This window comes from Streptomyces sp. NPDC053541 (assembly GCF_044544705.1).
Taxonomy (GTDB): domain Bacteria; phylum Actinomycetota; class Actinomycetes; order Streptomycetales; family Streptomycetaceae; genus Streptomyces.
Genome location: NZ_JBITXM010000013.1, coordinates 42,084 through 67,159 on the forward strand (window position 1 = coordinate 42,084; position 25,076 = coordinate 67,159).

At 72.8% G+C, this 25,076-nt stretch carries 37 protein-coding genes; 34 read left to right on the forward strand and 3 right to left on the reverse strand.

The window, feature by feature from the left end:
- The first annotated feature begins 167 nt into the window (after positions 1-167).
- The 30 genes from ACIGW2_RS30765 to ACIGW2_RS30910 all read left to right on the forward strand — a co-directional run bounded on the left by ACIGW2_RS30765 (position 168) and on the right by ACIGW2_RS30910 (position 21,649).
- Positions 168-575 (forward strand): hypothetical protein, encoded by a 408-nt coding sequence (locus ACIGW2_RS30765; RefSeq protein WP_399847213.1) that lies wholly within the window; start codon positions 168-170, stop codon positions 573-575.
- A 57-nt stretch (positions 576-632) separates the two neighbouring features.
- The gene (locus ACIGW2_RS30770) at positions 633-1,688 is read left to right on the forward strand and encodes a hypothetical protein (protein ID WP_399847214.1); all 1,056 of its coding nucleotides are present in this window, start codon (positions 633-635) and stop codon (positions 1,686-1,688) included.
- 29 nt (positions 1,689-1,717) lie between these two features.
- Entirely contained in the window at positions 1,718-2,026 is a 309-nt protein-coding gene (locus ACIGW2_RS30775; RefSeq protein WP_399847216.1) for a hypothetical protein, read from the forward strand.
- Positions 2,023-2,304, forward strand: a complete 282-nt coding sequence (locus ACIGW2_RS30780; RefSeq protein WP_399847219.1) for a WhiB family transcriptional regulator — start codon at positions 2,023-2,025, stop codon at positions 2,302-2,304. Before ACIGW2_RS30775 ends, ACIGW2_RS30780 begins: the two co-directional genes overlap by 4 nt.
- A complete protein-coding gene (locus tag ACIGW2_RS30785; RefSeq protein WP_399847220.1) occupies positions 2,304-2,735 on the forward strand; it encodes a hypothetical protein in 432 nt (143 codons plus the stop codon). The genes ACIGW2_RS30780 and ACIGW2_RS30785 overlap by 1 nt, the downstream gene beginning before the upstream one ends.
- The gene (locus tag ACIGW2_RS30790; protein WP_399847223.1) at positions 2,732-3,418 is read left to right on the forward strand and encodes a hypothetical protein; all 687 of its coding nucleotides are present in this window, start codon (positions 2,732-2,734) and stop codon (positions 3,416-3,418) included. Before ACIGW2_RS30785 ends, ACIGW2_RS30790 begins: the two co-directional genes overlap by 4 nt.
- Positions 3,419-3,699: 281 nt before the next feature.
- Positions 3,700-3,924 (forward strand): hypothetical protein, encoded by a 225-nt coding sequence (locus ACIGW2_RS30795; protein ID WP_399847225.1) that lies wholly within the window; start codon positions 3,700-3,702, stop codon positions 3,922-3,924.
- Positions 3,925-4,038: 114 nt separating this feature from the next.
- The gene (locus tag ACIGW2_RS30800; protein WP_399847228.1) at positions 4,039-4,284 is read left to right on the forward strand and encodes a MerR family transcriptional regulator; all 246 of its coding nucleotides are present in this window, start codon (positions 4,039-4,041) and stop codon (positions 4,282-4,284) included.
- Between the two features lie 10 nt (positions 4,285-4,294).
- Positions 4,295-4,510 (forward strand): hypothetical protein, encoded by a 216-nt coding sequence (locus ACIGW2_RS30805; RefSeq protein ID WP_399847230.1) that lies wholly within the window; start codon positions 4,295-4,297, stop codon positions 4,508-4,510.
- Entirely contained in the window at positions 4,489-4,770 is a 282-nt protein-coding gene (locus ACIGW2_RS30810) for an HNH endonuclease (RefSeq protein ID WP_399847232.1), read from the forward strand. The genes ACIGW2_RS30805 and ACIGW2_RS30810 overlap by 22 nt, the downstream gene beginning before the upstream one ends.
- 9 nt (positions 4,771-4,779) lie before the next feature.
- A complete protein-coding gene (locus ACIGW2_RS30815; RefSeq protein WP_399847235.1) occupies positions 4,780-5,133 on the forward strand; it encodes a hypothetical protein in 354 nt (117 codons plus the stop codon).
- Positions 5,134-5,142: 9 nt separating this feature from the next.
- Entirely contained in the window at positions 5,143-5,544 is a 402-nt protein-coding gene (locus ACIGW2_RS30820) for a hypothetical protein (RefSeq protein ID WP_399847236.1), read from the forward strand.
- Positions 5,545-5,706: 162 nt separating this feature from the next.
- Entirely contained in the window at positions 5,707-6,297 is a 591-nt protein-coding gene (locus ACIGW2_RS30825) for a helix-turn-helix domain-containing protein (protein ID WP_399847238.1), read from the forward strand.
- Positions 6,254-7,825 carry a terminase large subunit domain-containing protein gene (locus tag ACIGW2_RS30830; RefSeq protein ID WP_399847239.1) on the forward strand — a complete coding sequence of 524 codons (1,572 nt, stop codon included), beginning with the start codon at positions 6,254-6,256 and terminating at the stop codon, positions 7,823-7,825. Before ACIGW2_RS30825 ends, ACIGW2_RS30830 begins: the two co-directional genes overlap by 44 nt.
- 14 nt (positions 7,826-7,839) lie before the next feature.
- Complete coding sequence (locus ACIGW2_RS30835; RefSeq protein ID WP_399847241.1) at positions 7,840-9,006, forward strand: phage portal protein; 1,167 nt, start codon at positions 7,840-7,842, stop codon at positions 9,004-9,006.
- Between the two features lie 17 nt (positions 9,007-9,023).
- Positions 9,024-9,710 (forward strand): HK97 family phage prohead protease, encoded by a 687-nt coding sequence (locus tag ACIGW2_RS30840; RefSeq protein ID WP_399847243.1) that lies wholly within the window; start codon positions 9,024-9,026, stop codon positions 9,708-9,710.
- A gap of 91 nt (positions 9,711-9,801) precedes the next feature.
- Positions 9,802-11,040: a phage major capsid protein gene (locus ACIGW2_RS30845; RefSeq protein WP_399847244.1), complete on the forward strand. Its 1,239-nt coding sequence runs from the start codon at positions 9,802-9,804 to the stop codon at positions 11,038-11,040.
- A 69-nt stretch (positions 11,041-11,109) separates the two neighbouring features.
- Entirely contained in the window at positions 11,110-11,394 is a 285-nt protein-coding gene (locus tag ACIGW2_RS30850) for a hypothetical protein (RefSeq protein WP_399847247.1), read from the forward strand.
- A 2-nt stretch (positions 11,395-11,396) separates the two neighbouring features.
- The gene (locus ACIGW2_RS30855; RefSeq protein ID WP_399847249.1) at positions 11,397-11,987 is read left to right on the forward strand and encodes a phage gp6-like head-tail connector protein; all 591 of its coding nucleotides are present in this window, start codon (positions 11,397-11,399) and stop codon (positions 11,985-11,987) included.
- Positions 11,988-12,001: 14 nt separating this feature from the next.
- On the forward strand, positions 12,002-12,454 hold the full coding sequence (locus ACIGW2_RS30860; RefSeq protein ID WP_399847251.1) for a hypothetical protein: 453 nt from the start codon (positions 12,002-12,004) through the stop codon (positions 12,452-12,454).
- Positions 12,451-13,182: a hypothetical protein gene (locus ACIGW2_RS30865; RefSeq protein ID WP_399847252.1), complete on the forward strand. Its 732-nt coding sequence runs from the start codon at positions 12,451-12,453 to the stop codon at positions 13,180-13,182. The genes ACIGW2_RS30860 and ACIGW2_RS30865 overlap by 4 nt, the downstream gene beginning before the upstream one ends.
- Before the next feature lie 6 nt (positions 13,183-13,188).
- On the forward strand, positions 13,189-13,599 hold the full coding sequence (locus tag ACIGW2_RS30870; RefSeq protein WP_399847254.1) for a hypothetical protein: 411 nt from the start codon (positions 13,189-13,191) through the stop codon (positions 13,597-13,599).
- Between the two features lie 10 nt (positions 13,600-13,609).
- Positions 13,610-14,122, forward strand: a complete 513-nt coding sequence (locus tag ACIGW2_RS30875) for a hypothetical protein (protein WP_399847256.1) — start codon at positions 13,610-13,612, stop codon at positions 14,120-14,122.
- A 13-nt stretch (positions 14,123-14,135) separates the two neighbouring features.
- On the forward strand, positions 14,136-14,543 hold the full coding sequence (locus ACIGW2_RS30880; RefSeq protein WP_399847259.1) for a hypothetical protein: 408 nt from the start codon (positions 14,136-14,138) through the stop codon (positions 14,541-14,543).
- A 153-nt stretch (positions 14,544-14,696) separates the two neighbouring features.
- Positions 14,697-16,895, forward strand: a complete 2,199-nt coding sequence (locus tag ACIGW2_RS30885; protein WP_399847260.1) for a phage tail tape measure protein — start codon at positions 14,697-14,699, stop codon at positions 16,893-16,895.
- Positions 16,896-16,907: 12 nt separating this feature from the next.
- Complete coding sequence (locus ACIGW2_RS30890; protein WP_399847263.1) at positions 16,908-19,640, forward strand: hypothetical protein; 2,733 nt, start codon at positions 16,908-16,910, stop codon at positions 19,638-19,640.
- A 15-nt stretch (positions 19,641-19,655) separates the two neighbouring features.
- Positions 19,656-20,150, forward strand: coding sequence for a hypothetical protein (locus tag ACIGW2_RS30895; RefSeq protein ID WP_399847266.1), 495 nt, complete (start codon positions 19,656-19,658; stop codon positions 20,148-20,150).
- A 64-nt stretch (positions 20,151-20,214) separates the two neighbouring features.
- A complete protein-coding gene (locus ACIGW2_RS30900) occupies positions 20,215-21,138 on the forward strand; it encodes a peptidoglycan-binding protein (protein ID WP_399847269.1) in 924 nt (307 codons plus the stop codon).
- 14 nt (positions 21,139-21,152) lie between these two features.
- Positions 21,153-21,386 carry a hypothetical protein gene (locus ACIGW2_RS30905; RefSeq protein WP_399847575.1) on the forward strand — a complete coding sequence of 78 codons (234 nt, stop codon included), beginning with the start codon at positions 21,153-21,155 and terminating at the stop codon, positions 21,384-21,386.
- Positions 21,383-21,649, forward strand: a complete 267-nt coding sequence (locus ACIGW2_RS30910; protein ID WP_399847270.1) for a hypothetical protein — start codon at positions 21,383-21,385, stop codon at positions 21,647-21,649. The genes ACIGW2_RS30905 and ACIGW2_RS30910 overlap by 4 nt, the downstream gene beginning before the upstream one ends.
- A gap of 50 nt (positions 21,650-21,699) precedes the next feature.
- Here the strand turns inward: ACIGW2_RS30910 and cyaB are convergent, their stop codons facing one another.
- The gene (gene cyaB, locus ACIGW2_RS30915) at positions 21,700-22,257 is read right to left on the reverse strand and encodes a class IV adenylate cyclase (RefSeq protein ID WP_399847272.1); all 558 of its coding nucleotides are present in this window, start codon (positions 22,255-22,257) and stop codon (positions 21,700-21,702) included.
- A gap of 16 nt (positions 22,258-22,273) precedes the next feature.
- Positions 22,274-23,116, reverse strand: coding sequence for a helix-turn-helix domain-containing protein (locus ACIGW2_RS30920; RefSeq protein ID WP_399847273.1), 843 nt, complete (start codon positions 23,114-23,116; stop codon positions 22,274-22,276).
- A gap of 99 nt (positions 23,117-23,215) precedes the next feature.
- Between ACIGW2_RS30920 and ACIGW2_RS30925 the strand changes: the two genes are divergently transcribed.
- From ACIGW2_RS30925 to ACIGW2_RS30940, 4 genes are all read left to right on the forward strand, one after another.
- On the forward strand, positions 23,216-23,623 hold the full coding sequence (locus tag ACIGW2_RS30925; RefSeq protein ID WP_399847276.1) for a hypothetical protein: 408 nt from the start codon (positions 23,216-23,218) through the stop codon (positions 23,621-23,623).
- 165 nt (positions 23,624-23,788) lie between these two features.
- A complete protein-coding gene (locus ACIGW2_RS30930; RefSeq protein ID WP_399847278.1) occupies positions 23,789-23,989 on the forward strand; it encodes a hypothetical protein in 201 nt (66 codons plus the stop codon).
- A 135-nt stretch (positions 23,990-24,124) separates the two neighbouring features.
- Positions 24,125-24,532: a hypothetical protein gene (locus ACIGW2_RS30935; protein WP_399847279.1), complete on the forward strand. Its 408-nt coding sequence runs from the start codon at positions 24,125-24,127 to the stop codon at positions 24,530-24,532.
- 71 nt (positions 24,533-24,603) lie between these two features.
- Complete coding sequence (locus ACIGW2_RS30940; RefSeq protein ID WP_399847280.1) at positions 24,604-24,750, forward strand: hypothetical protein; 147 nt, start codon at positions 24,604-24,606, stop codon at positions 24,748-24,750.
- Between the two features lie 55 nt (positions 24,751-24,805).
- Here ACIGW2_RS30940 and ACIGW2_RS30945 read toward each other — a convergent pair whose 3' ends face one another.
- A complete protein-coding gene (locus ACIGW2_RS30945; protein ID WP_399847281.1) occupies positions 24,806-25,042 on the reverse strand; it encodes a helix-turn-helix domain-containing protein in 237 nt (78 codons plus the stop codon).
- Positions 25,043-25,076 lie beyond the last annotated feature (34 nt).

Below are 25,076 nucleotides of genomic sequence, written 5' to 3' on the forward strand. Positions count from 1 at the left end.
GGCCTCAAGCGGGCCCGCCTGTACGTGACCGGCTGGTGCTGCGACCGCCACACCCCCGCCGCGCAGGCCGGCCGCCCGGAGCCGCAGCCCGGGCCCGGCTGGCCGCCCGGCTCCTACCTCCACGCCACCCCCGAACCACACCCGCACGACCCGCCTCGGAGTAGCTCATGAGCACGATCCCGACCCCCGCCGACGTCTACCGCCGCCAGGCCCACCCGCTGATCGCCCCCGGCCCCCACGACCCCGCCGTGGATGGTCCGTTCCGCCAGCTGTACGAGCGCGGTATCACCGGCTCCCGGCTCATCCCCGCCACCCAGCTCGTCGCGCTCACCCTCGCCTCGCACGCCGACTGGGAGACCGGCCGCATCCCCGCCGACGACCAGCCGCGCCTCGCCGGCCTCGTCGCCGAGACCGAGCTCGACGCCGGCCGCGTCGTCGTCTCGCTCCAGATCCTCGAGGACCGCGGCTGGATTCGCCGGGCCTCCCGCCGTGAGCGCTGGGACACCGCGGACGCCGAGCTCACGATCCCCAGCCCGATCATGCGCCGCCTCAAGCGCAAGCGTCGCCGCTCCTGACCGGCCCCGCGCCCCGGCCCCGCCCGGCCCCACCCGCACCAACCCGAGAGGCACCCCGTGGACGAGCAGACCCGAGCCGCCGGCAGCGTGCCGAACGACTACGGAAACGCGCTCGCCTGGCGCTGGGCCGGGTCGCTGCCCCGGCCGCTCACCGGCGGATTCCTCACCCTGCTCTACGCGATGCGCGCTATGGCGTCCGCCGACGGCCGACTCCGGTACGAGCGAGGCGGCAAGGCCATCACCATCCAGCAGATCGCCAAGGCCTGCCGCAGCGACCAGAAGGACGTCAGGACCTACCTCCAAGCGGCCATCGCCGCCGGCGTCATCGGCATCGTCGAGGACCCCCGCGGACGGGGCCAGACCCTCGGGCGCGCCACCACCTACACCCTGCTCCTGTGCCCCGCTCCGGACTGGGAGCGCGCCGCCGCGATCGTGCGGCACGCCCAGCAGATCAAGGCCGAGCAGCGCGCCGCCCGGGCCGCCCGCAAGGCCGCCGCCGACGCCCCGCAGGACCCGGCGACCTCGGGGGACAGTCCCCCGAGGGGGTCGGGGGACAGTGCCCCGACGTCTGAAGAGCCACCCTCGGGGGACAGTGCCCCGAGGTCACCCGACGAGGGGTCGGGGGACAGTGCCCCGACGGTGGTCGAGGGACTGTCACCCGAGGGGGTCGGGGGACAGTGCCCCGACCATCCAGGTAGTTACCAGGAACTACACCAAGAGATGGCTGAGGTAGTACCTCAACCACAGGACGGGCGCGGGCGCGCGACGAGCGACAAGACGATCCCCCAGCAGCCCCAGCCAGATGAGCACCGCCGCTGCGCGGCCGGATGCGGCCAGCCCGTCATCCGCGCCGACCGCACGACGTGCAACGGCTGCGAGCGCCGCGCCCAGAAGCCCCACCTGCCCGCCTCAGGGCCCGTACAGGGGGCGTTCCTGATGGCCATGCCCTCCACCAGCCCCCCGGCCCCCCGGCGCACCCCACGAGCCCCTCAGGCCCCGGCCGATCCGTTCGTGCCGCTGCGGACCTGCGGCTGCGGACGCAAGTACCACGCCCCGAAGCCCGGCCGCTGCCCCGACTGCCTCCACGCCGAGCGCGAGCACGCCGTCGGCTGACCGACCACCCACCCGCCCCGGAGACCACGATGACGACCCCTCACGGCACGGTGCCGTGCCCGTCGTGCGGCCAGCCCATCCGCTGGGCCGTCACCGCCGCCGGCCGCCGCCAGGCCCTCAACCCCGACCCCGACGCGGCGGGCAACTCGGCCGCGTACACCGACGGCACCGGCCGCCTGCGCGTCCGCGCCCTCACCACCGAGCGTCCGGCCCTGGAGCACGCCGAGTGGCGCGCCATGCCCCACGCCGCCACCTGCACCCGGCCCCGCCCGCGCCGCAGCGTCCCCCGACAGACCCCGGGCGTGCGGCCCACCCCGTGGCGGGGGTGGCAGCGATGAGCACCACCCACGCCCTCGCCGCCGGCACCCAGCCTGCGGGCGACGCCAGCTGGCGCGAGCTCGGCCTCTGCCGCCAGACCGACCCCGACCTCTTCAGCCCCGAGGAGGGCGATTCGACGGCCGAGGCCCGCCGCATCTGCTTCGCCTGCAAGGTCCGCAAGCCCTGCCTGGACTGGGCCCTCGAACGTGGCGAGCCCGGTGTGTGGGGCGGCACCTCTGCGAGCCAGCGCAAGGCCATCCGCCGCAGCCGCACCCCCATCCGCCGGGCGGCAGCCTGATGTCCGGCCTCGCACTCACCGCCGCGTTCGTCGCGCTCACCGTGCTGACCGCCGCCGTGCCCCTCGGCCACGCCGCCAACCGGGAACTGATCCCGCGCCAGCGCTGGCGCTACTGGGCGCACCGCGCCGGCATCCTCCGCTCGCCCGTTTGCACCTTCCGCGGTGTCCCGTTCGGCCCCGCCCGAGCGCGCCGGCGCCGCGCCCAGGAGCGCGCCGTCGACAACCCGTTCGTGGTCGGCTTCCGCCTCCACGGCCGTCACGGCCTGGTCCTCGACGGCGCGCTGCTCCCGTGCGGCTACTGCCTCGTCGTCGAGTGCGCCGAGGACGGCCTGATCACCGCCGCCCGGTCCCTTGAGGACTTGGTCCGCGGCTACCCCGACGCCTACATCGAATGGCCCGCCCACGTCCCCGAGGAAGGTCCCGGCACATGAGCCTCTGCCTGATCTGCACCCACCCCGCTCAGCAGCCCCGTACGGCCTGCGTCCGGTGCGGTGACCGGCTGCGCGGCTGGCTCGCCGAGATCCCCCGCCAGCTCGTGCTCCTGGCCGCGTCCCTGGAGCTCGGCTCCCGCCCCGCGCAGGGGTACGGCGGCGCCGGCCGCGCACACTCCCCGCTCCCCGTCCGCGGCGACGTCCTCAACCTCCTTGGCCCCGCCGCGGCGGGGACCGTCCGCGACACCGCCCGCGACCAGACCGGGCCCGCGCCGGTCCACGCGACCCTGCACGCCTGGGCCGACCAGCTCGCCGAGGACCTCGGCCACCGCCTGGCGCCCATCAACCCCCGCGCCCCGTACGCCGACTACCTCGCCCGCCACCTCGACCACATCGTCCGCTCGCCGTGGGTCGCGCTCCTGCACGCCGAGCTCGCCGACGTCGTACGCCGCATCCGGGCCATCACCAGCACCGAGCCCCGCCGCCGCGCCATGGACGCCCCGTGCCCGTCCTGCACGGCCTTCGCTCTCGGTCACACCGACTGGCAGACGTACGTCGACTGCGAGGCGTGCGGGCTGCTCCTCACCCCCGCCGAGTACGCCGAGCACCGCGTCCGGGTCATGCCCGCGCTCGTCGAGATCGGCATCCTCATGGTGGCCGCCCAGCACCGGGAGGCCTCGTGACAACCGTCCCGGACACGCCCGCCCGCATCGCCATGCGCCGCCGCGACGTAGCCCGGCTGCGCCGGGACGGCCTGTCGATCCGGAACATCGGCACAGCCCTGGGGATCAGCCGGATGACCGTGCTGCGGGACATCCAGGCCCTCGACCAGACCGCGTCCCCCGCCGCTGAACAGGCGGAAGAGACACCGGATACGGACACCGTGCCGTCTCGCGAGGACAGCGTCCCACCGTCCCGTGACGAGCAAGGGACACCGTCACCTCGACCCGGGACACCGCCTCCGATGTCCCTCGTCCTCGCCACCGACCCACGCCTCCTGGACGACCTCGCCGCCCTCACGCGCACCGGCATCCGCCCCGAGACCGCCGTGCGAATGGCCGTCGCCTTCATGGCCACCGCCTACCGCAACGCCTGGGCCGACGGCCTCTACCCGCCCACCGCCACACCCCGCATCAGCGCCTACCAACTCGCGCCCTACAGCCCCGCCCCGGACACCCACAGCGAGTAACGGGCTGGACATGATCGCCACTTAGCGCAACACTGGTGCCAACAGCACACGTGTGCCCACACACCACATCGGCCCCGCCCCGGCGGGGCCGTCGTCGTTCCCGGAGGTGACACCGTGGCCGCCCTCTACACCGCCACCCAGGCCGCCGAGCACGCCACCCGCTGGCGCCGCCTCACATCCGCCGGCGCCGCCGCCGTCACCCCGACCACCATCCGCTCCTGGGTCAACCGCGGCCACCTCACCCCCGCCGGCCTCGACGAGCGCCGCCGCCCCCTCTACGCCCACGCCGACATCGCCCGCGCCGAGGCCGCCACCCGCGCCCGCGCCCTGCGCCTCGTCGGCATCCCCACGCACACCTGAGGAACCCGCCATGGCCACGCACGCCCTGGAGTTCGAGCGCGGCATCCGCACGGTCGCCGAGCCGAGCCAGCCCGGATGGGCCGAGTACGAGCACGACGGCACCATGCGCGCCTGGTGCAGCTGCGGCCTCGACACCGGATGGGTCGCCACCCGCGAAGCCGCCACCGCCATCCGCGCCCACGCCGAGGAGACCAGGAGCGAGCGATGGCCAAGCGCGACGACCTGACCGAGTACGGCTACCGCAAGGCCCGCGCCCAGTTCCTCGCCGACAACGACGTCTGCCACCTCTGCGGGCACGCCCAGGCCGACGTCATCGACCACGCCGTCCCCGTCGCCGCCGGCGCCGACCCCCGCGACCGCGACAACTGGCGCCCAGCCCACGGCGTGCGCAAGTGCCCCACGTGCGGGCGAAACTGCAACGGCGAGAAGGGCGACCGCGCTGCGCCCCGCCTCGCCACCTCCCGCGACTGGTACGCCGGACCCTGAGGAGACGACGTGCGCTATGACTCGTTCCTCTCCGCCGGCCCCCGCTGCCCCCGGGTCCTCGGTGACGCACTGTGCGGGCTGGACCGAGGCCACGACGGCGACCACCTGCCGTACGTACCCGGCGGCTACCTCCCGCCGCCGCTCCTCACCCCGCTCGACCTCCTCGGCCTGGTACGGCAGGCGCGCCCGGCGTGCCCGCTGTGCGGGGCCCGAGTGACCTCCATCTGGTGCGACGGCCCAGTGGTCGTCTACCGCGAGCTCGAGGACGTCGGGTCCACCGAGTGCGAGTGGTCGTTCGGGCCCTGCGGCTGCAAGGGCCGCGAGATCGTCACCGCCACCCACAACTCGTCCGCCGGACCCTAGGAGCGCCCCATGTCCCACACCGCCCGCATCGACCTCGACGCCACCGGCGCGGCCTCGGTCGAGCTGGACGGCACGGACGTCAGCCGCGCCGTCACCTCCGTCCACGTCCACGCCGAGCACGGCGAGCGCCCTCACGTGACCCTCGGCCTGGCGCTGCACGACATCAGCACCCTGGCCGAGACCCGCATCCTCGTGCCCGAGGACACAGCCGCTGCCCTCGTTGCGCTCGGCTGGACCCCGCCCGAGGACGTCGGCCAGGGCATCGACGTCACCCACCCCGCCCTGCGCGAGGCGGTGCTCGCCGCGCTGCGCCATGCCGCCCGGGCCCGGGCCCCGTGGCTCACCGAGCTGCTCAGGCGCCACGCCCGCATCGAGGGACTGCCCATGCCCACCTACCTCGACCCCCGCTGACGCAGGCATATCCGCAGGTCAGAGGCCTACTCGCTCCGGCTGGCGCGCCCGGGTTCTTTAGCCCGGGCCGCTTCCCAGCCCCGCGCCCAGCTTTCATTTTTCTCCCCCCGGCCCTGACCAGCGCGTATGCGACTCCTGGGCCCCGCTCGACGGGAGGCACCGATGGCCGCACGCACGGCAGAGATCGGCCCGGCCGGGCAGCACGCCGCCCGGGCCGTGGCCCAGCTCCGCGAGGCCCGCGGCCTCGACCAGCGCGCCCTGGTGCAGCTGCTCGCTGCCCAGGGCCGTCCGATGTCGCAGCCGGTCCTGTCCCGTGTCGAGGCCGCCGCCCGTCGCATCGACGTCGACGACCTCGTCGCCCTGGCGGCCGTCCTCGGCGTCAGCACCGCCGCTCTCCTCCCGGCCGCACCCGAGCCCGAGGCCACCGGCATGCGCGGGCCGTCCCCCACGCTCGTGGTCGTCGACGAGCTCGGCCCGGTGAGCGCGGCGCTGGCCGAGGACGTCGAGCAGCTGGGTGACCTGACCGGCATGGAGCCGACCCTGGCCGCCACCGCCGTGCGGCTGGCCGAGCAAATCGACGGCGGCCGGCCAATCCCGTGCGACGAGTGCGGTGCGCTCGTCCGCGGCCTGGTCGACGCCCGGACTCTCCCCCAGCTGACCCGGGAACTGCGGGCCACCGTGGCGGCGCTGCTGGAGGGACGGGCCGTGGATGACGACGACGATGACGGCCTCGATGACCTCGGGGACGTCTGACACCTGGGCGCCGCCACCGGAGTTCGCCGAGGACCTGTTCGAGCGGTACGGGCTCACCTGCCCGCCGCGCTGGGGCACGCCGCGCAACCCCGACTTCCCCAGCCTCGGCCCGAAGCTGTGGCGCGTCATGGAGAAGCTCGGCGCCCCGCCGATGCCGTGGCAGAAGTACGTGTCGGACGTCGCCCTCGAGGTCGACCCGGCCACCGGCCTGTTCGTGCACCGGCACGTCGGTCTGTCCGTGCCCCGGCAGCAGGGCAAGACCGAACTCACCCTCGGCGCCCAGGTGCACCGCGCCCTGGCCTGGCCGCGGCAGAACATTGTCTACGCGGCGCAGACCCGGAGCATGGCCCGGCAGCGCTGGGAAGACGAGTTCTGGGAGAAGATCTCCGCCTCCCCCCTGGCCAAGCGGGCACGCATCCGCAAGGCCAACGGCAACGAGGCGATCCTGTGGCCCGGCAAGCGGTCCCGGATGGGCATCACCGCCAACACCGAGAAGGCCGGGCACGGACCGCCCTTGGACCTCGGGTTCATCGACGAAGCCTTCGCCCACACCGACGACCGCTTGGAGCAGGCGTTCTCTCCGGCCATGCTGACGCGGCTCATGGCCCAGCTGTGGTGGGCGTCCGCGGGCGGCACCGAGGCCTCGGTCTGGCTCAACAAGAAGCGCGAGCAGGGCAGGGCCCTGATCGAGGAACTGTGGGCTGAGGGGAGGCGGACCCGCGTGGCCTACTTCGAGTGGTACGCACCCGAGGACATGCCGCGGGACGACCCCGCCACCTGGCGGGCGACCCTGCCCGCGCTCGGTTACACCGTCACCGAGGACACCATCCGCGCCGAGCTCGACGGCATGGACGCCGCCGAGTTCGACCGGGCCTACCTCAACCGGACCCGCAAGGCCACGCCGCCGGCGGACCCGAACATGCCCAAGGCCGAGTGGGCCGGCCTCGCCGACAAGGCGGCCCGGCCACCCGCGGACCGGATGGCGCTGGCGGTCGACGTCTCCCAGGACCGCAAGCACGCGTCCATCGCCGCGGCCCTCCAGGGCCCGGACGGGCGCGTGCACCTGGAGCTCGTCGACCGGCGGGCCGGCACGGACTGGGTGGTGCCCGCGCTCGTGCGGCTCGCTGCCTTGTGGGATCCGCTGGTCGTGGCGATCGGCGGGTCCGGCTCCCCGGCCGCCTCGCTCATCGACGACCTCAAGACCGCCGGCATCACCGTGCCCGAGGACAAGGAGCGCCCGCACCGCGGGCACCTGGTCGTCGTCCGCTCCGGCGACATGAGCGAGGCGTGCGGCCAGCTGGCCGACGCGCTGCGCCAGGGCACGGTGCAGCACCTCGACCAGCCCCCGCTCACCAGCGCCGTGAACGGGGCCCGGACGCGGCGCCTGGGCGACGCGTGGGTCCTGGACCGGACGAAGAGCTTGGCCGACGTGTCCCCGCTCATCGCCGCCACCCAGGCCCGGTGGGCGCTGCTGACCCGGGGCCCGGCGGTCCTCGACGACTACGACGTGATGAACAGCGTCGGTTGAAAGGAGGCGCCGCCATGTACCGCTGGACTCGGGCCTTTGCCGCGCCGTTCCGGCGCCTGGCCACGGTGGCGAAGCGCGCGATCACGTCCGTGCCGTGGGCGGCCGGCGGACCGTCCACGGCCGAGGTGTCGGCGGCACGGGCCCTGACCCTGATCCCGGTGTTCGCGTGCGTGCGGATCATCTCCGAGTCGGTCAGCACGCTGCCGCTGCAGCTGTTCCGCCGCGACGGCTCCTCGCGCGAGCCGCTCTCCTACGTGCCGCCGCTGTTCTGGGCGCCCGACGCCCAGGGCGACCTGGTGACGTGGCTGTCGAAGTGCCTCACCTCGATGCTGCTGCGCGGCAACGCCTACGGCCTGATCACCCAGCGCGACCCGCTCGGGTTCCCGACCATGGTCGAGTGGCTCAACCCCGACGAGGTGTGGGTCGACGAGACCAACCCGGTGCGGCCCGTGTACTACTGGCGCGGCCGGGAAGTCGACCGGGGCGACATCGTGCACATCCCGTGGGTCGTGCTGCCCGGCCGCGTGGTCGGGCTCTCCCCGGTGGCCGCCTTCGCGCAGACGATCGGCGCCGGCCTGACCATCACCCAGTACGGGATGAGCTGGTTCGCCAACGGCGGCACCCCGCCCGCGGTCCTGAAGAACGCGAACCGGACGATCAACCCGGACGAATCCGAGGAGATCTCCAACCGGCTGGCCTCCCGTATCCGCGCGCGCAAGCCGCTCGTCATCGGCTCCGACTGGGACTTCACCGCCCTCTCGGTCAGCCCCGAGGAGAGCCAGTTCATCGAGTCGCTGCGGCTCAACGCGACGCAGATCGCCGCGATCTACGGCGTGCCGCCGACGATGGTCGGCGGCGACTCCGGCGCCTCGATGACCTACTCGAACGTGGAGGCCGAGGCGAACAACCTGATCACCCTGACGCTGCGCCCGTGGCTGGTGCGGCTGGAGAACGTCTTCAGCAGGCTCATGCCCGGCCGCGAGTACGTCCGCTTCAACGTCGACGCGATGATCCGCACCAGCGTCATCGACCGCTACACCGCGCACGGCATGGCGCTCGCCCAGGGATGGCGCAGCCCCAACGAGGTCCGCGCGCTGGAGAACCTGGCCCCGCTCCCGCCCGGGCAGGGCGGCGACATCTACGGGCCCCGCACCGCTCCCGCTCTCCCGGCGGGCGAGTAGGCCAAGGAGGAATGACCATGGGCGACGCCGAACGCCGATTCACCCGCGGCCTCGTCGAGGTCCGCACCAACGACCAGGCACACACCGGCCGCCGGATCGGCGGCTACGCCGCCAAGTTCAACCGGCTCAGCCAGAACCTCGGCGGCTTCGTCGAGCGCATCGACCCCGCCTTCTTCGCCAAGAGCGAGGGCGACGGCTGGCCCGACGTGATGGCCCGCTACAACCACGACGACAACCGGCTGCTCGGCACCACCGAGGCCGGCACCCTGCGGCTGATCACGGACGGCACCGGCCTGGACTACAGCGTCGACGTCCCGGCCTCGCGCGAGGACGTCTACGAGCTGGTGCAGCGCGGCGACGTCCGCCGGTCCAGCTTCGCGTTCCGCACCTTCGCCGACGACTGGGGCCAGACCGAGGACGGGTTCCCGCTGCGCACGCTGCTGTCCGGCGCCCTCGTCGACGTCGCCCCGGTCAACACCCCGGCCTACCACGACACTTCGACCGGGCTCCGCTCGCTCGCCGACAAGGCGGGTGCCGACCTCGCCGAGGTCCGGGCCGCGGCTGAGGCCGGCCAGCTCGGCCGGTTCCTCGGCCCCAAGCCCCCGGTCACCATCGACCTCGCGCCGAGCGGGCAGGGCGCCACCCACCCGCTCATCGCGATCCGGCAGCGGCGCGCCGAGCTGGAGCAGCGCCGCACCTTCTGAGGCAGGGCGACACCCACCTCGACACACCACCCACCACCTGACCTCGCGGCCACCGGCCGGCGGGGTCGTCGTCATGCCCGAAGGAGGGCACATGCCCGCGTACATCAAGCGCCTCCAGGAGCAGCGCGCCGGTCTGTGGGAGCAGGCCAAGGCCCTGCTCGACAAGGCCGAGGCGGAGAAGCGCGACCTCACCGCCGAGGAAGAGCAGACCTACCAGCGGATCAACGGCGACATCGACGCCATCGACGCCCGCGCCAAGGACCTGGCCGCCGCCGAGCAGCGCAACCGCGACGCCGACGAGGCGTTCCGCCAGCTGCTGGAGAAGGCCCCGAGCCCCGAGGCCCGCGGCTCGGCCGCCGACCAGGAGGTCAAGCGCGTCCGCGAGTGGCTGACCGGCGCGTCCGGTAGCCGCTCCTACGACATCCTCCCGCCCAAGCCCCTGCCTCTGGACCAGCGCACCCTGTCCAAGCTCACGGCGGCCGCTGGCGCGAACACGGTCCCGATCAGCTTCTACAACCGCCTCGTCCAGCACATGATCGAGACCTCCGGTCTCCTGGCCGCTGGGCCTACGGTCCTGCGCACCGCGACCGGTGAGCAGATGCAGATCCCGAAGACCACCGCGCACTCCGTGAGCGCGAGCCGGGTGGCCGAGGCCGGCACCCTCAACGCGAACGAGCCGACGTTCGGCCAGGTCCCGCTCGACGCGTACAAGTACGGGTTCCTGCTCCAGGTCTCCCACGAGCTCGCCAACGACACGGGCGTCGACCTGATCGGCTACCTCGCCATGCAGGCCGGCCGCGCGCTGGGCAACGGGTTCGGCGCCGAGCTCGTCACCGGCACCGGCTCTTCGCAGCCCAACGGTGTCCTGACCGCATCGACGCTCGGCAAGACCGGCGCCGCCTCGGTCGCTGGTGCCCCGTCCGGGGACGACATCATCGACCTCTTCTACTCGGTCATCGGCCCGTACCGGAAGTCCACTTCGTGCGGCTGGCTGATGCGCGACGGCACGGTCGGCACCGTCCGCAAGCTCAAGGACGGCAACGGCAACTACCTCTGGGCCCCGGGCCTGGAGGGCGCCCCCGACACGATCCTCGGCAAGCCGGTCCACACCGACCCGAACATGCCCGCCGTCGCGCTCGCCGCCAAGTCGATCCTGTTCGGCGACTTCTCCACCTACTTCGTCCGCCAGGTCGAAGCCATCCGCTTCGAGCGCTCGGACGACTACGCCTTCAACACCGACCTGATCACCTACCGCGCGATCCTGCGCGGCGACGGCGACCAGGTCGACACCACCGGCGCCATCAAGCACTTCATCGGCAACGCCGCCTGACCGGCCCGGGCGGGCCCCACCCGGGGCCCGCCCGGCGCGCTTTCCCGACCTGACCGAAGGAGCACCACCATGCGCGTCCGTATGCGCGTCAAGATCAGCGGCACCCGCGACGGAGCCGAGTGGCCCGACCGCGGCGACACCATCGACCTGCCCGACGACGAGGCCGAGCAGCTCATCCGCTACGGCGGCGCCGAGCCGACCGAACCCGAGGCCGCCGAGGACACCGTCGACGAGGACCCGGACGAGGGCGGCGACGGCCCGGACGAGGGCGACGGCGGGGAGCCGGACGTCGAGACCGCCACCGTGCCGGACACCAGCGAGAAGCGCCCGACCCGCAGCCGGGCCAAGGGCTGAGCGTGGCCACCGACTACGCGACGGTGGCCACCCTGCGGGAGATGCTGAACGTCCCCGCCGACGACACGTCCCGCGACGGCCTGCTCGCCCGCGCGCTCGCCGCCGCCTCCCGGGGCATCGACACGGCCACCGGCCGCCGCTTCTACCTCGACGCCACGGCGAGCGCGCGGGTGTACCGGGTGGCGGGCCGGACGATGTGCGACGAGGACGGCGAGCAGCTGCTCGTCGACGACATCGGCGCCGCCTCCGGCCTCGTCGTCGAGACCGGCGCCGCCGGCGCGTGGTCGGTGGTCACCGACTACGAGACCGCCCCGGACAACGCGCTCGCCCGAGGCCGCCCGGTCACCTCCCTGCTCCGGACGTCCTGGGGCAGCAGCTCCACCCGCGTCCGCGTCACCGCCCAGTGGGGCTGGCCCGACGTCCCCGACGAGATCGAGCAGGCCACCCTCATCCAGGCCGCCCGCCTCTACCGCCGCAAGGACAGCCCGGAGGGCGTGACCGGCTCGGCCGAGTGGGGCGTCGTCCGGCTCTCCCGCCGTGACCCGGACGTGTGGGCCCTGATCGAGCACTACATCCTTCCCGGCTTCGGGTAGAGAGGAGCACCCGCATGCGCATGTCCGCCATCCGGGCCGCCATCGCGGACGCCGCCCGCACGGTCGTCCTGCCGGCCGGGACCGCCGCGCTCACCACCACCGCCTACGTCCCGGACGCGGTCACCGCGCCGCACTTCTTCTGCGCCGAGTACGAGGCGCAATTCGACCGGGCAATGCGCCGCGCGCTCGACGAGGCGACCCTCACCTGCCGCGTGCTCGTCGGCCGCGCGGACGACCGCGCCGCCCAGGAGATCCTCGACGCACTCCTCGAAGGCTCCGGCCCCAGCTCGCTCAAGCAGGCGATCGAGGCAGCGCGCGGCGCCCCCGGCGAGTACGCGCTCGGCGGCCTGGCCCACGACCTCCACGTCACCCGCATCCAGGGATACCGCTGGTACGAGCACCAGGGGACGCAGTACGTCGGGGCCGAGCTGATGATCCGCATCCTCGGGAAGGGGGCCACGCCGTGAGCCAGATCCTCACCGACGTCCGCCTGTTCGCCGTCGGCGCCGACTTGTCCGGCAACTCCAACAAGGTCGAGCTCGGCGCCGAGCACGAGGAGAAGGACGTCACCAACTACCGGTCGAAGGGCTGGAAGGAGGTCCTCGGCGGGATCGGCTCGGCGGAGATCTCCGGCGAGGGACAGTGGGAGGCCGGCGACCCGAGCAAGGTCGACGACGCCTCATGGGCCCAGCTCGGCGGCCTCGGCCCCTGGACCGTGTGCCCGGGCGAAGCCACCGTCGGCGCGCTCGCCTACCTCACCAGCGCGATGCGCGCCGACTACAAGCTGCTCGACGCGGTTGGCGAGGTCGCCCCCTGGGCCGGGACTGCCAAGAGCAGCTGGCCGCTGGTGCGCGGGCAGATCGCCCACCCGCCCGGCACCGCCCGCACCGCCTCCGGCTCCGGCACCGCGCTGCAACTCGGCGCCGTTCCTGCCGGCGCCCGGCTGTACGCCGCGCTGCACGTCCTGTCCGCGGCCGGGACCACGCCCTCGCTCACCGTCGCGATCGAGTCGGACGACGCGGTCGGCATGGCCACCCCGACCAGCCGCCTCACGTTCGCTGCCGCGTCCGCGCCGGGCGGCCAGATCCTGCGTACCTCGGGCGCGGCCATCACCGACACCTACTACCGGGCCACCTGGACCGTCTCCGGCACGGGGCCCAGCTTCCTGTTCGCTCTCTCCCTGGGAATCAGGTGATCCCCCATGCCCATGATGGTTCTGACCAGCGAGTACCTCAGCCTTGCCGGGACCGACCTCTCCGAGTACACCCGCAAGGCCGAGCTCGCGGTCGAGGTCGAGGAGAAGGACGTCACCACCTACGCCAGCCTCGGCTGGAAGGTCGTCCTCGGCGGACTCAAGTCCGGCGAGCTCGGGTGTGAGTTCCTCCAGGACTTCGCCGCCACCCGCATCGACTCGATCATGTGGCCGCTCCTCGGCACCGTCGTGCCGTTCGAGGTCCGGCCGACCAGCGCCGCCGTCGGCACCTCCAACCCCAAGTACACCGGGTCGGTCCTGGTCAAGGAGTGGAAGCCGATCGAGGGCAGCGTCGGCGACGAGGCCACCTCCGGCGTCAGCTTCCCCACCTCCGGCGCGGTCCTGCGCGCCACCGCCTGATGGCCGCCTGATGGCCGCCGGCGGCCCGCCGTTCGAGCTCGGCGTCGAGACCCACGAGGGCCTGGCCGCGCTCACCCGCGCGATCCGCGCCGAGGCCGACGGCAAGGAACTGCGCCGGGACCTCGCGCGCAACATGCGGGAGTCCCTCAAGCCCGCGGCCACCCTCGCCAAGTCCGGGATCATGGCCATGTCCTCGGCCACCCCCGGCACCTCCCCGGCGCTGCGCTCGGCGATCGCCCGCAAGATCCGGCCCGAGGTGAAGCTGGGCGGACGGTGGAGTGGGGCCAGGATCAAGGCCTTCAAGACCAAGAACATCCGCGGCTTCAACAACGCGCCCAAGCGCACCAACCGCCCGCGGGGCTGGCGCCACCTCGTCTACGGCCGGCCGGACTCCTGGGTCACCCAGCACGGCAAGAGCCACTGGTTCGACCACGCCCTGGAGGGCGTCGAGCCCAACGCCCGCGAGGCCGTCGAGCGGGCCATGGAGGACATGGCCCGCCGCCTCGCCTCACGCATCGGATAGGAGCAGCACACCCATGTACCTCATCTACCAGCCCGAGGGGCAGGACGAGCCCACCCGCTGGCCCTACAACCCGCGCAAGCTGATGTCCGTCGAGCGCGAGGACATCGAGCGCCGCACCGGCCGGAACTTCACCGCCTTCACCACCGACGTCCTGGAGGGCAACAGCCTGTGCCGGCGGGCGCTGCTGTTCACGTTCCTGCGCCGCGAGCACGCCAAGATCCGGTTCGAGGACGTCGACTTCGCGTGGGACGAGCTGCGCCTGGAGTACTCCCGCCAGGAGCTGCTGCGGATGCGTGAGGCGGTGCTGAAGGCCAAGCACGGCGACGAGCTGGCCGCCGCGCTCGCCGCCCTCGACGAGCAGATCGAGACCGCCTACGACGACGAGGCCGAGGGAAAAGCCCCGCTGCCGATCGCCGACTGAGCCAACTCGGCAACGCCGCCCATCTCCTCGGCATCCGCCCGTGGGAGTGGGACCTCATGACCACGGAGCAGGCCGACGCCGCACTCGACTGGCTCGACGCCTACAAGAAGGCGCAGGACGAGGCCGAGGCCAAGATGAGAAGGAGGTGATCCGGTGTCGGACACCTCCCTGGTCTTCAACCTCGTCGCCCGCGACAAGGCGAGCGGCGAACTCTCCGCGATGGGCGAGCGTTTCAACACCGCCGCCATCGGGATCGGCGCCGGGTTCGCCGGGGCACTCGGCGTGAGCATCATGGACAACATGGAGCTGGAGGCCGCCGGCTCCAAGCTCGCCGCGCAGCTCGGTGTCGGGCCGGCCGAGGCCGCCGAGCTCGCCCAGGTCACCGCGAACGTCTTCAAGGACGGCTGGGGCGACTCCGTCGCGACCGTCAACGAGGCCATCAAGGGCGTCTACCAGAACATCGGGGACGTCTCGGCAGTCGAGGGCGGCCTCGAAGGAGTCACCACCAAGGCCCTCGCCCTGGCCGACACGTTCAACCAGGACCTCGCCATGGCGACCGCCGCCGCCGGCCAGATGATCCGCACCGGCCTCGTCGACGACGCCAACGAGGCGTTCGACGTCCTGACGGTGGGGCTCGGCTCGTCCGCCGACAAGGCCGGCGACCTGTTGGAGACGTTCAACGAGTACAGCACGCAGTTTCGCCGGGTCGGCCTGGACGCCCAGACCGCAACCGGTCTGATCGTCCAGGCCATGAAGGCCGGCGCCCGCGACTCCGACCAGATCGCCGACGGCATCGGCATCTTCGGCGAGACCGCACTCAAGGGCGGGAAGGCCGTGGACGAGGCCTTCAAGTCGATCGGGCTGAACAGCAAGATCATGGGCCGGCTCATGCGCGAGGGCGGGGACAGCTCGACCAAGGCGCTCCAGATGACCATGGACGCGCTGCGCGGCACGAAGAACGAGACCGTGCGGCTCAACGCCGCGTCCGCGCTGTTCGGCGACCCCGCGAACATCATGGGCGACGCGCTCTACGCCCTCGACCCGGCGAGCGCCGCCGCGGCAGCCGGGATGGACAAGGCCACCGGCGCCGCCGACCGCATGGCCAAGACCGTGAGCGACAACCCCAAGGCCGCCCTGGAGTCGTTCAAGCGGTCCGTCATGGTCGAGCTCGGCCAGGTCGGCGGCGCCGTCGGCAAGTTCGCCATGGAGCACACCGGCTTCACCAAGGGCCTCGGCTACGCCCTCGCGGGCCTGGCCGGCATCGTGCTCACGGTCGCCGCCGCGCAGAAGGTCTACGCCGCGTACACCGCGATCGCGACCGTGGCCACCACGATCATGAACTCCGCCAGCATGGCGGCGGTCGCCGGGTGGGCCCGGATGCTCGTGTGGGGCCTGGCCACCTACGCCCGGATCGCCGCCGGGGCCGTCGCGTCCGCGGCGGTCACCTCGGCCTCGTGGGTCGGCTCGGCGCTGGTGTCGATCGGCACGTGGATCGCCGCCGTCGTCCGCGCCGGCGCCACGGCCGTGGCCCAGTTCGCGCTCATGGCCGGCCGCGCGGTGATCTGGGCCATCACCATGGCCGCGCAGTGGCTCATCGCCATGGGTCCCGTGGGCTGGGTGATCGCGATCGTGGTCGGCCTCGTCGCGCTGATCATCGCCAACTGGGACAAGATCGTCGCCTTCACCAAGAGGATCTGGCCGATGGTGTGGGGCGCGATCAAGTCTGTCGGTCAGATGATCTGGAACTTCTTCCTCAACTGGACGCTCCCGGGCCTGATCATCAAGCACTGGCAGTCCATCAAGGACGGCACGGTCCGCAAAGCCACAGAGATGGTGAACTGGGTGCGCGGCCTGCCCGGCATGATCGGCCGCGCCCTCGGGAACCTCGGCGGCCTCCTGGTCGAGAAGGGCCGCGACGTCGTCCGCGGGCTGTGGCGCGGCATCCAGGGCATGGGCCCGTGGCTGCGCGACACCCTCGTGGGCTGGGCGGCGCGCATGGTCCCCGGCCCGATCGCCCGCGCGCTCGGCATCGCGAGCCCCTCCAAGGTGCTGGCCGACCAGGTCGGCCGGTGGATCCCCGCCGGTGTCGCCATGGGCGCCGAGGACAACCGCGCCGTGCTCGACCGCACCATGTCCAACCTCGTCCAGGCGCCGTCCGTCTCGGCCACGCTCAACACCTCGGCCGCGGCGGCCCCCACGGTCGCGCCGCTCGCCCGGGCGGGCATGGGCGGCGGCGGGATGGTCGTCGTCCGCCTGGAGACGACCGGCGCCGACAGCGCCATGCGGACCCTGCTGCAGAAGATCGTGCGCGTCGAGGGACGCGGCAACGTCCAAGTCGCCTTCGGGCAGTAAGGAGGTGGCGGCGTGACGTTCCCGCAGACGCCGCTCGACGTGCGCGTGGAGGCCCAGGTCGGCACCGTGTGGACGGACATCACCGCCGACTCCTACACCCGCTCGCCGATCGGGATCGAGCACGGCCGGTCCGAGGAAGCCGTCCGCACCAACCCGTCCAAGCTCGGCCTGGAGCTCAACAACCGCGAGGGCAAGTACAGCCCGCGCAACCCCCGCAGCCCGTACTACGGCCTGATCGGCCGCAACACCCCGATCCGGGTCTCCGTTCCCGGCGCGGAGCCGTACCTCTCCGTCCCCGAGGGGGTCGCCGGCCGGGCCACCACCCCGGACCACGCCTCCCTCGACATCACCGGCGACATCGACGTGCGCGTGGACGTCGCCCCGCGGCTGTGGTCCGGGGCCGGCATCGGCTACGAGCTGGCAGGCAAGTACGCCGGCGCAGGAAGCCGCAGCTGGCGGTTCATGGTGACCGGCGAGGGCGAGCTGATGTTCACCTGGTCACCAAACGGCACGAACGTCTTGGAGCACCGCTCCCCGGTGCTCACGCCGATCGCCGAGCGCATGGCCGTCCGCGCGACCCTCGACGTCAACAACGGGTCCGGTGGCTACACGCTGACGTACTACGTCGCGGACACGCTCGCCGGGCCCTGGACGCAGGTCGGGCAGACCGTCACCACGGCCGGCACCACCGCGATCTTCGCGTCGGCCGCGGCGGTCGAGCTGGGCGACGTCGCCGTCATGGCCTTCACCAACCATGAGCGGCGGATCTACGGCGCGGAGATCCGTAGCGGGATCGACGGCACGGTCGTGGCCGCGCCGTCCTTCTCCGCCCAGGCCCCGGGCGCGACGAGTTTCACGGACTCCACGGGCAAGGTCTGGACTGTCGCGAACGGCGCCAGCGTCTCTGACCGCGCGTACCGGTTCGTCGGCGACGTGTCAGCCTGGCCCGCCCGCTGGGATACCTCCGGCCGGGACGTGTGGGTGCCGATCGAGGCCGCCGGGATCCTGCGGCGCCTCGGCCAGGGGAAGAAGGCCCTGGCCTCGACGCTGCGGCGGCGCCTGCCGTCCCGCGCCGAGCTGCTGGCGTACTGGCCGTGCGAGGAGTCGGCCGGCGCCACCCAGGCCTACAGCCCGCTCACGAACGGTAGCCCCTTGGCCGTGTCCGGCTGGGACTTCGCCCAGGACAACACCCTCAGCGGGTCGGCCCCGCTGCCCGTGATCGCGCCCGGCGGCACCATGCGCGGCACCATCCCCGCGTCCGCGTCGACGACCTGGGCCCTGTGCATGCCCTACCGCGTCGACGGCACCCCGCCCGCCGCCGAGCAGGAGATGCTGTCCTGGCAAAGCACCGGGACCGTGCGGCGGTGGCGCATCACCATGAGCACCACCGTGGCGCGCGTCCTCGGCTACGACGTCCTGGGGGCGACCATCGTGGACGGCGGCTTCGCTGTCGGCGCCGACCTCTTCGTCGGGTGGCACCGCCTGGAGTTCACCGCCACGCAAAGCGGCGGCACCGTCAACTGGGAGGCCAGCTGGACGCAGGTCGGCGGCGGCAGCGCCTCCGGCACCGGCTCGTTCGCGGGCACGGTCGGCCAGGCCACCCAGATCGACACCCGCTTCGGCACCGGTCTGCCCGACATCCGCATCGGTCACCTCACCGCCTGGACCGCCAACGTCATTGCCGCGGCCTACGACAGCGCGGATCACGGCTTCACCGGCGAGGCCGCCGATGCGCGCATGCGGCGCCTGGCCACCGAGGAAGCGGCCACCGTCTCCCTGGTCACCTACGACGGCGACCTCTCCCTCGACGCCGAGCGCCTCGGTCCGCAGCGCCCCGACACCCTGCTCAACCTTCTCCAGGAGGCGGCCGACTGCGACGGCGGGATCCTGTACGAGGACCGCGCGGCGAGCCGGCTCATCTACCGCGACCGCGCCACCCTCTACAACCAGACCCCGCGCCTGGTCCTCGACTACACCGCTGAGGGCGAGGTCGGCCCGCCGCTCGAACCGGTGGAGGACGACCAGCGGACCCGCAACGACGTCACCGTCACGCGGGCCGGCGGCTCGTCCAGCCGTGCCGTCCTTGAGGAAGGTGCGCTCTCCGTCCAGGCCCCGCCCCTCGGCGTCGGGCTCTACGACGAAGAGGTCACCCTCAACCTGTACGAGGACGGCCAGACCGGTCCGATTGCCTGGTGGCGGCTCCACATGGGCACGTGGGACGAGTCGCGCTACCCCACCGTGCGGCTCATGCTGCACGCGGCCCCCCACCTGATCAGCGCCTACCTGAAGCTGAGGGTCGGCGACCGCATCCAGATCACCAACCCCCCGTCATGGCTGCCGCCCGGGCCGCTCGACCTCATCGTTCAGGGCGTGTCCGAGGTCATCGACCAGTACACGTGGGACGCCGTCCTCCCCTGCACCCCGGCTGGCCCCTGGACCGTCGGCGTCGTCGACGACGCGGCGCTCGGCCGGGCGGACACCGACGGCTCGGAACTCACGGTCGGGGTGAACAGCACCGCAACCACGCTGTCCGTGGCAGTGACGTCCGGGCCGCTGTGGACGACCGACCCCGGCGAGTTCCCGCTCGGCATCGTCATCGGCGGCGAGGAGATGACCGTCACTGGCATCACCGGAACGAGCAGCCCGCAGACGTTCACCGTCGTCCGCAGCAGCAACAGCGTCACCAAGTCGCACGTGGCTGGTGCACAGGTACGCGTTGCCCAGCCCGCCGTCGCTGCACTCTAGAAGGGAGCCGTCCGCATGCCTCAGACCTCGTGGGCCGCCGGGCAGCGCATCACCGCCGGCGGCCTGAACGACCTGATCCCGCCCTCGATCCAGCTCGTCCAGCCGTCCACGTCAATCCCGGTGGGCGCCAACACCTACACGCCGGTCCCGTTCGCGTCGGTCGCCCAGACGAACACCCCGTCCATGTGGTCCGCTGGGCAGCCGACGCGGCTGGTGGCCCCGTATGCGGGGACGTTCCTGCTCCACGGATTCATCGGCTGGCCCGGCACCCTCGGCACGGCCGACGCCCGCGGAGAGTTCCGGACCAACGGCTCCGCGACCCCGATCGCGACCGCGAAATGCGGCACCCAGCGAGGCAGCACCGGCAACATGGCGAGCACGCTGAGCGGCGTCGTCATCTTCACCGCCGCCGCCCAGTACGTCGAGCTGTACCTCAACCACGCCGCGGCGGGCGCCGTCGCGATCAGCGCCACGCTCGGCATGACCCGCGTGTCCTTCGCCACCTCCTGACCACCCCACCCCCTGCACGCCCCGCGCCGCTGGCCCGGGGCTCTCCTCATGTCTGGAGGCCCTCATGGCCGCACCACTGTCCGCGGACCGGCTGCTCGCCGCGCTCCGCGCCGAAGGCGTCAAGGTCGTCGAACACGACGGCTGGCGCACCCACAACCGCAACGGCCACGGCGCCTGGGGCCCCGTGCACGGCGTGATGATCCACCACACCGTGAGCACCGGTACCACCTCGTCCGTCCGGATCTGCAACGACGGCTACTCGGGCCTGCCCGGCCCGCTGTGTCACGGCGTCATCGCCAAGGACGGCACCGTGCACCTGCTCTCCGCCGGGCGCGCCAACCACGCCGGCGGCGGCGACCCGTCCGTGCTCCAGGCCGTCATCTCCGAGACCTACGGGGCCCGGCCGCCGGTCCCGCGCGAGCACCAGGGCAGCGCCGGCGCCGTCGACGGCAACGCCCGCTTCTACGGCTTCGAGTGCATCAACCTCGGCAACGGCTCCGACCCCTGGCCCGCCGAGCAGCTCGACGCCATCGCGCGCGTCTCGGCGGCCCTGTGCCGGGCGTACGGCTGGGGCGCGAAGTCCGTGATCGGGCACTCCGAGTGGTCCGACTGGAAGAGCGACCCGGCCGGGCCCGGGATGCCGGGCATGCCCGCCGTGCGCGAGCGCGTGCAGAAGCGCCTCGGCCAGGACCCGGCCAAGCCCAAGCCCCTGGCGCCGAAGCCCGCGCCGCCGGCCTACGAGCCGTTCCCCGGGGCCGCCTTCTTCAAGGCGCACCCGAACTCGCCGCTCGTGACCGCGATGGGCCGGCGCCTGGTCGCCGAGGGCTGCTCCCGGTACCGGTCCGGCCCGGGCCCGCGCTGGACCGCGGCCGACCGCCAGTCCTACGCCGCCTGGCAGCGCAAGCTCGGCTACTCCGGCACGGACGCCGACGGCTGGCCCGGCCCGGCCTCCTGGCGAGCTCTCCGCGTCCCCAAGACCACCCGCTGAACGGAGCCACCATGATGAGCACCGCCACCAAGCGCACCATCCGCACCGTCCTCCAGGGCGCCGCCGGCCTCGCCGTCACCCTGCCCGCGATCGTCGACGCCGCGGGCATCCCCGAGACCCTGCCCTGGGTCGCCGGAACGCTCGCCGTCGCCGGCGCCCTCGCCCGCGTCATGGCCCTGCCCGCGGTCGAGCAGCTGCTCGACCGCATCGGCCTCGGCCTCATCGACGAGAAGGGCCCGGCCTCGTGACCACACCCCCGTCGCCGACGGAGCCGCTCGCCGTGGCCCTGGAGCTGGAGAAGCTGCGGGGCTCCATGGAGGCCGGCTTCGCCCGGGTCGACGGTTCCCTCGCGCTCCTCGTTCAGCGCGGCGACCAGACCGACAAGCAGCTCGCCGACCACGAGACCCGCCTCGACGCCCTGGAGCGCGGACGCTGGCCGCTGCCCTCCATCGCCGCGCTGACCGGCCTGGCCGCGCTCGGGATCACTCTCTACGAGCTCGCCGCCCGCTGACCCAAGATGCCCCCTCCGCTGCGGCGGAGGGGGCATCTTCGCCTTCCTCGCTATGCGCTGCGACGTGCCCGTACGGCGTCCGTGTAGAGCTCCCGTGTGAGGTCCTGTTCGCTGATGCCGAGCTCGGCGAGGACTGCGCGGATGTCGTCGAGAGCGGCCGGCACCTGGTCGTCGTCGACGAGGGTCTCGACCTCAAGAAACGTGCCGTCGATCTCGGGAACCCGGACGAGGGTGGCGAGCACCTTCCGGCCACGGGCCTCGAAGGTGTAGTTGCGGCAGCGCTTTTCGAACGCAATCAGGGGGACGTATCCGAGGCCGCGCACGATCGCGTGGGCGGCCTCGGCGTCCTCGACGCGGGTCTCTGCCTCCGGCTTGGAGCCGGACGCCTCATCGACTGCGGCGCCCTTGTAGGTGAGGACCGTGCGGGTGTCGTCGGGTCCGTGCACGGTACGGATGCGTAGCTCAGCGTCTCGGGCGTCGAGGCCGCCGTCCGGGGCGTCGTAGTACGTGTCCCGGTACACCTCCGGCACGCCGCTCGCGCGCTCATCGAGTCGTCGCAGGACTTCCTCCGGCGCATGCACGCGGGCCTTCAGCTCCGCCTCGATCACGGGTCTCTCCCCTCTCTCACACCGTTCGCTCCGCGCCGTCGAGGAGCGCCTCGAACATCCGCCGGAAGCCGCGGAAGAGCGGCCCGTGCGGCGTCTCCATCACCTTGTAGGTCGCCGACTCGTGGCCTTCCCAGCCCGCGTCGAACGCGCCGAGAAACATGGTGGAGCCCACGCGGATGATCCGCCAAGTGGGTAGCTGGCGGTACCGGTAGACCTGCACGTCCCCTTCGAGTTCACGTAGGCGTGCCTCGGCGAGACGGATCCCGCTGGCGAGCGATTCAGTCGATTCGCCGATCTCGGCTGCGCGCCGGGCGGTGGCCGGCGACTCGGGGTCGAGGAGCAGTACCCGGACCCGCAGACCGCGGCCGCCTTGGTCTCGGGGGAGGCAGTACTCGCGCAGCAGGCTGTCGTTGAGGCCGATGAGCCCGAGGCCTCGTACGGCCAGGACGTCGAGCTCGTCGGCCGCGGCTGCGTGCTGACGGATCTCGTCGCGGGCGGCGGCCTGGGAGGAGTAGACCCGGACGACCTCGGGGAAGGCGGCGAGGTCGAATGCGGCCCCGCCGACACGCTTCTCTCGGCTGGCAGCAAGGCCGAGAAGGTGGCGGGCATCGTCGGGCATCCGCAGGCCGTCGGCGATCCGCTCGTAGACCTCCAGGTCCTTGACCTCCCGACGACCGTTGATGATCTCGTTGACGCGTCCCTGCGACAGGTCGACGGCCGAGGCGATCCGGGCCTGGCTGGCGCCGCTGTACTGCTGCACGTAGCGGAAGACGGCGCCGATGTTCCGTGCGCGCAGGGCCTGTCGGACCTCGGCGCGCTCCCACGACCACGCCTCTAGCTCGATGGGTCCGAGGGCCATGTGACGCCTCCTCATTCATCGTGGGATCGAAATGCATCTCACCGTGAGATTACCGGTCTGGGATCGAAGCACCACCCTCCGTCACATGATCCTTGCGGCATGACTTCTCGGCTCACGGACTGGCTCCCGGCGGGACGCACCATCACGATGCGCCCCGCCGGCACCTGGTGGGACGCCGTACGCGCCCCTCGCCACCTGGGCCTGACCGCGCTCGGCGTCCTCGGCTCGACCAGCGGCGCCGTCATCGAGGACCCGGGAAGCGGCAGCCTCCTGTGGCTCGTCGAGCCGGGACGGTCGGTCAATCTGCGATCGCTGCCCGAGGCCGCCGCGGTCGAGGTCTACAGCGAGACCATGCACGTCCCCGTGCCCGGGCCACAGCGGACCGCTGGCCCCCTGTGGCGCATCCCGCCTACCACCCGCCGATGGGCCACGAGCGCAGCAGCGCTGGAGCAGGCGTTGCGGTACGCCGTCGCCCGCGAGCTCGGCCCGCGCGGCAGCCTGCCGTGAGCGCCCCGGCCAAGTCCGCCGCGGGAGTGCTCCCGGCGTGCGAGTTCGGCGAGCACCGGTGGTGCAAGCCGGGCGAGGTCCGCACCCTCTACGGCGACGTCGTGCCGGGCCTCGGCCGCTGCTGCACCTGTCCCTGTCACAAGCAAGCCCTCAAGGAGAGACCCCGTGCGTAAGCGCGCGTGCGCCCGCTGCGGCAAGTTCGTCAGCCGTGCCGGCGCCCCCACCGTCATCGTCGCGGTCCGGAACGGGGCGGACGTGTTCGCCTGCGCCGACCACCAGGGCGAGCTCGCGGCACCGGCTGGCGATCCGCTCGTGGCGATCGCTCAACTTCAGGACATGGCCCGCCGCCGTCGCGCGGGCGGATGAGCCCCTGCCCGTGGGCGTGACGGCGGAGCCGCCCACGGGCAGGACACACCCCCTCCCGGTGGGATCGGACGGGCCCGCGCCGCCTCCGGTTGCTCCATAGGATGGGCGGGCCGCCACGAGAGGAAATGATCACAAATGCGACCCCAGCGCTTCACCGAGTACCTCCTCGACCTCGCCAAGAACGCACCCGGGGCGACCCGCGTGCAGACCCTCGCCGATGCCGGGGACGCGGCGCACCCCTTCGGCCTGGCCGTCACGAACGGCGGGAGAGAGACCCGCTGGCAGTTCATGGGTCAGCTGCCGGACGGGGCGAAGCACGACGGGTTCGCGGACGAACCGGTGACCGGCACGCCTGCGCCGGCGCTCGGCGACCCGGCCGCGGCCGACGGGCCCGAGGCGTGGCTCGCTGCGGTCCTCGCCGCCGCCGAGTGCCCCGAGGTCGCCGCGATCGAGCGCTGGTCCACCCGCCCCGAGCCGTCCACCCAGGCCGGGTTCACCGTGACCTTCCACAACGGCGCCCGCATGTTCGTGCGCCAACTCTGACCCTCCCCGGCGTCCGGCCGGGGAGTACATCGCACCACCTCAGCACCACCTACACCAAGGAGGACTGATCCATGCGATTCGACCCCGGTCTCCTCGAGGGCTCCTGCCCCGTCTGCGGCGCTGGCGTCGGCGCGCCGCCCGGATCCCCGACCGCTATGCACCAGCGCGGCGGCACCGGCACGGAGACCTGCCCCGGCAGCGGCCAGCCCGCCGTCTAGCCGCGGCGTGAGACCGCCCCGGCCGGCAACCAGTTCCCCTGCGCCCCGGCCGGGGCTATTGCACGAGCTCGGCGAGCGGGACGTCCAGGACGTACGCGATCCGAGCGAGCACGGAGAAGGACGGATTCGCGCGGCCGGCCTCGATGGCCTGGAGCGTTGCTCGGTCCACGTGGGCCGCGAGGAACACCTTCTCCTGGGTCAGGTTCTGGTGGAGCCGAACGGCTCGGAGCCGGGCCCCTATCGCCCTCTGGCGCTCGTTGATCCATGAGTCGTCGTCAGGCAAGTCTCGCACCCGGTCCACGGTTGACCGGGTGCGACCACTTGTC

Excerpts from the sequence above, each read along its gene's own strand:
- ACIGW2_RS30765 (WP_399847213.1), top strand. The coding sequence starts at position 168 with ATGAGCACGATCCCGACCCCCGCCGACGTCTACCGCCGCCAGGCCCAC.
- ACIGW2_RS30775 (WP_399847216.1), top strand. The coding sequence starts at position 1,718 with ATGACGACCCCTCACGGCACGGTGCCGTGCCCGTCGTGCGGCCAGCCC.
- ACIGW2_RS30780 (WP_399847219.1), top strand. The coding sequence starts at position 2,023 with ATGAGCACCACCCACGCCCTCGCCGCCGGCACCCAGCCTGCGGGCGAC.
- ACIGW2_RS30785 (WP_399847220.1), top strand. The coding sequence starts at position 2,304 with ATGTCCGGCCTCGCACTCACCGCCGCGTTCGTCGCGCTCACCGTGCTG.
- ACIGW2_RS30790 (WP_399847223.1), top strand. The coding sequence starts at position 2,732 with ATGAGCCTCTGCCTGATCTGCACCCACCCCGCTCAGCAGCCCCGTACG.
- ACIGW2_RS30795 (WP_399847225.1), top strand. The coding sequence starts at position 3,700 with ATGTCCCTCGTCCTCGCCACCGACCCACGCCTCCTGGACGACCTCGCC.
- ACIGW2_RS30805 (WP_399847230.1), top strand. The coding sequence starts at position 4,295 with ATGGCCACGCACGCCCTGGAGTTCGAGCGCGGCATCCGCACGGTCGCC.
- ACIGW2_RS30810 (WP_399847232.1), top strand. The coding sequence starts at position 4,489 with ATGGCCAAGCGCGACGACCTGACCGAGTACGGCTACCGCAAGGCCCGC.
- ACIGW2_RS30820 (WP_399847236.1), top strand. The coding sequence starts at position 5,143 with ATGTCCCACACCGCCCGCATCGACCTCGACGCCACCGGCGCGGCCTCG.
- ACIGW2_RS30825 (WP_399847238.1), top strand. The coding sequence starts at position 5,707 with ATGGCCGCACGCACGGCAGAGATCGGCCCGGCCGGGCAGCACGCCGCC.
- ACIGW2_RS30830 (WP_399847239.1), top strand. The coding sequence starts at position 6,254 with ATGACGACGACGATGACGGCCTCGATGACCTCGGGGACGTCTGACACC.
- ACIGW2_RS30835 (WP_399847241.1), top strand. The coding sequence starts at position 7,840 with ATGTACCGCTGGACTCGGGCCTTTGCCGCGCCGTTCCGGCGCCTGGCC.
- ACIGW2_RS30840 (WP_399847243.1), top strand. The coding sequence starts at position 9,024 with ATGGGCGACGCCGAACGCCGATTCACCCGCGGCCTCGTCGAGGTCCGC.
- ACIGW2_RS30845 (WP_399847244.1), top strand. The coding sequence starts at position 9,802 with ATGCCCGCGTACATCAAGCGCCTCCAGGAGCAGCGCGCCGGTCTGTGG.
- ACIGW2_RS30850 (WP_399847247.1), top strand. The coding sequence starts at position 11,110 with ATGCGCGTCCGTATGCGCGTCAAGATCAGCGGCACCCGCGACGGAGCC.
- ACIGW2_RS30860 (WP_399847251.1), top strand. The coding sequence starts at position 12,002 with ATGCGCATGTCCGCCATCCGGGCCGCCATCGCGGACGCCGCCCGCACG.
- ACIGW2_RS30870 (WP_399847254.1), top strand. The coding sequence starts at position 13,189 with ATGCCCATGATGGTTCTGACCAGCGAGTACCTCAGCCTTGCCGGGACC.
- ACIGW2_RS30875 (WP_399847256.1), top strand. The coding sequence starts at position 13,610 with ATGGCCGCCGGCGGCCCGCCGTTCGAGCTCGGCGTCGAGACCCACGAG.
- ACIGW2_RS30880 (WP_399847259.1), top strand. The coding sequence starts at position 14,136 with ATGTACCTCATCTACCAGCCCGAGGGGCAGGACGAGCCCACCCGCTGG.
- ACIGW2_RS30895 (WP_399847266.1), top strand. The coding sequence starts at position 19,656 with ATGCCTCAGACCTCGTGGGCCGCCGGGCAGCGCATCACCGCCGGCGGC.
- ACIGW2_RS30900 (WP_399847269.1), top strand. The coding sequence starts at position 20,215 with ATGGCCGCACCACTGTCCGCGGACCGGCTGCTCGCCGCGCTCCGCGCC.
- ACIGW2_RS30905 (WP_399847575.1), top strand. The coding sequence starts at position 21,153 with ATGAGCACCGCCACCAAGCGCACCATCCGCACCGTCCTCCAGGGCGCC.
- ACIGW2_RS30920 (WP_399847273.1), bottom strand. The coding sequence starts at position 23,116 with ATGGCCCTCGGACCCATCGAGCTAGAGGCGTGGTCGTGGGAGCGCGCC.
- ACIGW2_RS30925 (WP_399847276.1), top strand. The coding sequence starts at position 23,216 with ATGACTTCTCGGCTCACGGACTGGCTCCCGGCGGGACGCACCATCACG.
- ACIGW2_RS30935 (WP_399847279.1), top strand. The coding sequence starts at position 24,125 with ATGCGACCCCAGCGCTTCACCGAGTACCTCCTCGACCTCGCCAAGAAC.
- ACIGW2_RS30940 (WP_399847280.1), top strand. The coding sequence starts at position 24,604 with ATGCGATTCGACCCCGGTCTCCTCGAGGGCTCCTGCCCCGTCTGCGGC.